At 66.7% G+C, this 3,802-nt stretch carries 2 protein-coding genes and 2 pseudogenes; 2 read left to right on the top strand and 2 right to left on the bottom strand.

Annotation, left to right across the window (positions count from 1 at the left end; all coding sequences use genetic code 11):
- Positions 1-117: 117 nt before the first annotated feature.
- Together G3O06_RS47000 and G3O06_RS47005 are read right to left on the bottom strand one after the other, a co-directional pair.
- Positions 118-447, bottom strand: a pseudogene (locus tag G3O06_RS47000) (glycosyltransferase family 9 protein); the annotation flags it as partial.
- 175 nt (positions 448-622) lie between these two features.
- The gene (locus tag G3O06_RS47005) at positions 623-2,017 is read right to left on the bottom strand and encodes a phosphomannomutase/phosphoglucomutase (RefSeq protein ID WP_174968474.1); all 1,395 of its coding nucleotides are present in this window, start codon (positions 2,015-2,017) and stop codon (positions 623-625) included.
- Between the two features lie 257 nt (positions 2,018-2,274).
- On the opposite strand from G3O06_RS47005, the gene G3O06_RS47010 reads away from it, so the two are divergent.
- Positions 2,275-3,531 (top strand): oligosaccharide flippase family protein, encoded by a 1,257-nt coding sequence (locus G3O06_RS47010; protein WP_174999704.1) that lies wholly within the window; start codon positions 2,275-2,277, stop codon positions 3,529-3,531.
- A 23-nt stretch (positions 3,532-3,554) separates the two neighbouring features.
- Positions 3,555-3,802: pseudogene (locus tag G3O06_RS50130) on the top strand (glycosyltransferase); the annotation flags it as partial.

Consider the following 3,802-nt stretch of genomic DNA (forward strand, 5'->3'; position numbering starts at 1 on the left):
TCCACTAAGCCGCGAGCCGCATCTGGAAAGAAGGACGCTGATACCAAACGGGCGCGTCCTTCAGCGCAAGTGAGCGAACCTGAAAAAACACAGGCCGAACCTCGCTAACCGTTGTTATGGGCCGCGCGCCCAGCTCGCGACCCAGGCCGTCTTGATGAGGCCCTGGCAGTCGATCACGAGGTCGTACTGCTCGGCCGCGAGGCGCCGGCGGAAGGCGCGAATCTCGCGCCACGTGGCGCCCGAGAACGGCTTCTTGCGCCAGCGGCGCAGCGAAAACGGCAGCACGTTGCGCACGCCGTCGACGAGCTTGACCAGGTCGACGAAGCTTTCCTCGACGAGCCAGTCGATCTGCGCATCGGGGTGGCGGCGCCGGATATCGGCGATCACCGGCATGTTGTGCACGACGTCGCCCAGCGACGACACGCGCACGATCAGGATCTTTTGCACGCTGAAAAAACGCCGGCAGGCAGCCGGCGACAAGCAGAAAGGAGCGATTTTATCGCGCCCGGAGGCCCAGACAGACAAAAAGCGGCCGCACGCGTGTAGCGTGCGCCGCTTTTCGGGGGTGGCGCGACGATCGGACTCACCATCGCGCCGTTGGCGGCCCGCAGGCCGCCGAGGCTCAGAACGGCAGCTTGACGTCCGGCTTCGCGGCCGTCAGCACGCGGCGGAAGTCCTCCTGGATGCGCTTGAGCCCTTCCTGCGTCTCGGACTCGAAACGCATCACGACGACCGGCGTCGTGTTCGACGAACGCGCGAGGCCGAAGCCGTCCGGGTACTCGACACGCAGGCCGTCGATCGTCACGACTTCCTCGGCGCCGTCGAACTTCGCCTCTTTCTGCAGCTTGTCGATCAGGCGGAAGTTCTCGCCTTCGTCGAGCCACAGCTGCAGTTCGGGCGTGCTCATCGCGTCCGGCAGCCCGTTCAGCAGCGCGCTCGGATCAGCCGTCTTCGCGATGATCTCGAGCAGGCGCGCGCCCGTGTAGAGACCGTCGTCGAAGCCGTACCAGCGATCCTTGAAGAACACGTGGCCGCTCATTTCGCCGGCGAGCGGCGCACCCGTCTCGCGCAGCTTCGCCTTCACGAGCGAGTGGCCCGTCTTCCACATCAGCGGCTCGCCGCCCTTCGACTTCACCCATTGCGCGAGGTGGCGCGTGCACTTCACGTCATAGATGATCTGCGCGCCCGGGTTGCGCGACAGCACTTCTTCCGCGAACAGCATCAGCTGGCGGTCCGGATAGATGATCTGGCCGTCCTTCGTGACGACGCCGAGGCGGTCGCCGTCGCCGTCGAACGCGAAGCCGATCTCGGCGTCGGTGTCCTTCAGCGCCTGGATCACGTCCTGCAGGTTTTCCGGGTGGGCAGGATCGGGGTGGTGGTTCGGGAACGTACCGTCGATGTCGGTGAAGCGCTCGACGAGCTCGCAGCCGAGCGCCTTGAACAGGCGCGTCGCGAGCGGGCCGGCCACGCCGTTGCCGGCGTCGACGACGAGCTTCATCGGGCGGGCCGGCTTGATGTCGCCGACGATGCGCGCGATGTATTGATCGGCCACGTCGAACTGCTCGTACGAGCCGCTGCCCGTCTCGAAGCGCTCGTCGACGATGCGTTGGTACAGCGCCTGGATCTGCTCGCCGTAGATCGCTGCGCCGCGCAGCACCATCTTGAAGCCGTTGTAGTCGGGCGGGTTGTGGCTGCCCGTGACGACAATGCACGAATCGACGCGGCGCTCGCCGCCCTTCAGCGCGAGCGGGACGTTCGCCGCGAAATAGCCGACCGGCGTGGGCACCATGCCGACGTCGACGACGTCGACGCCCGCCGCACGCAGGCCGTCGGCCAGCGCGCCGACGAGGTCCGGCCCGGACAGGCGGCCGTCGCGCGCGACGACCACCGCATCGCCGCCCTGCGCGCGCACTTCGCTGCCGAATGCCCGGCCGATCCCGCGCGCGGTGTCGGTGTCGAGCGTCTTGCCGACCACGCCACGAATGTCATATGCCTTGAAGATGGATTGGGAGATCATCGATTCTCTTCTCTCAGTTGCGTGCATGGAAAATTGTCTGGCTTGCCTGGCCGCCGCTCGCCGGTGCCGCGCATGATACATGCTGGCCCGGCATGGGGCGTGACCGTTGGTGCGGAACGGCGGGAGCCACCCCGATCCCACTTATAATCGCGGGTTTTGATGACGCGCATGCCGCCCATTTTAATGCCTAGCCGTCCCGCTAACCTGCTGCCCCCGGGCGCCCTGCCGGCCGCCTTGCGCACATGCCGCTGCCGCGCATGCTGAAGCGCTTCGGCAACCCGGATGTCGCGAAAGCCGTCGCGAATCTCGTCTGGCTGGGGCTCGAACGGCTGACGCAGATCGGCGTCGCGATCGCGATCAGCGGCCTGCTGGCCCGTTATTTCGGGCCAGATGTGTTCGGCAAATGGCAGTATGCGAATACGCTCCTCCTGGTACTGGCGCCGCTCACCTGGGTGTGCGGCGCGGAAATCCTCGTCCCGACCATCGTCCAGCGCCCGCCCGCGCAGCTCGGCGCGGTGCTCGGCAGCGCGTTCGCGCTGCGCATTGCCGTCTCCGCCGCCGCGCTCGTCGCGACCTGGATCGCGATCGCCGCGGGCGCGTTCGATCCGCTGGTCGGCGCGATGCTCGCGGGCCTCGCGGTCACGATGGTGTTCCGCGAGCCGTTCGTCGGCCTGATCAACGCGTGGCTGCAGAGCATGACCTACAGCAAGCCGCAGCTCGTCACCAGCATGGTCACCGCGCTGGCGAAGGCGCTGCTCGTCTGGCTGCTGGTCCGCGCGGCTGCGGGCCCTGCCCGCTTCGCATTGCCGTGGGCACTCGAGGCCGCCGCGATCGGCTTCGCACTGATGCTGTACTACCGGCATCGTAACGGCGGCTCGCTCGGCTGGACGTTCGACAAACCGCTGTTCAGGCACTTTGCGACGGCCGGGACCGTATTCTGGCTCGGCCTCATCTGCATGTACCTGTTCCTGAAACTCGACCGCCTGATGCTCGAGCGTCATGTATCGTTCGCCGATCTCGGCCGTTACTCAGCCGCACAGCAGCTCAACGAGAACTGGATCGCGCTCGCGCTGATGCTCGCTCAAACGATCGCACCCGCATTCGTTTACCGCGTGCAGGATGTCGCGCGGCTGCGCCGCAACATCGTCCGGCTGATGGCGATGACGGCCTGCCTGATGACGGCCGGCGCGCTCGTGCTCGACGCCGCCGCACCGCTGATCGTCGGCAAGGTGTTCGGCCACGGCTACGAGGCGTCGGTCGACATCTTCCGCTGGGCCGTCTGGCTGTCCGTGCCGGCCGGCATCGAGGCGATAGGCAATCTTATCGTTCTCAAATATCAAGCAAAATTCGTATTGCTGTCGAAATGGCTGCTCGCGCTCGCGATCGCCGCACTCGTCAACCTGTTCGCGATCCCGCGGCTCGGCCTGTATGGCGCACTCTTCGGGCTGGCGGCCGGCTACCTGGCCGCCACCGCCGTCAATATTTATTACATCCGTTTCAAGCTGCAACCATGACGTCCCCTGATTGCCCGCCCCCGCTCGACGATGTGGCCGTGCTGATGCCGGCCTACAACGGGCACGACGACGTCGTCCGGACCCTCGCATCGTTTCGCGAGGACGCTCCCGTGCACGTGCTGGTCGTCGATGACGGCAGCACGCCGCCGATCGTCGCGCCCGACCTGCCCGGCCTCACGATCGACGTGCTGCGCATGCCGCAGAACGGCGGCATCGAGCGCGCGCTCGCGGCCGGGATCGACGCGCTCGCCGCGCGCGGCTTCCGCTATGC

Source organism: Burkholderia sp. Ac-20345, assembly GCF_017104825.1.
GTDB lineage: Bacteria > Pseudomonadota > Gammaproteobacteria > Burkholderiales > Burkholderiaceae > Burkholderia > Burkholderia lata_B.

Excerpts from the sequence above, each read along its gene's own strand:
- G3O06_RS47005 (WP_174968474.1), bottom strand. The coding sequence starts at position 2,017 with ATGATCTCCCAATCCATCTTCAAGGCATATGACATTCGTGGCGTGGTC.
- G3O06_RS47010 (WP_174999704.1), top strand. The coding sequence starts at position 2,275 with ATGCTGAAGCGCTTCGGCAACCCGGATGTCGCGAAAGCCGTCGCGAAT.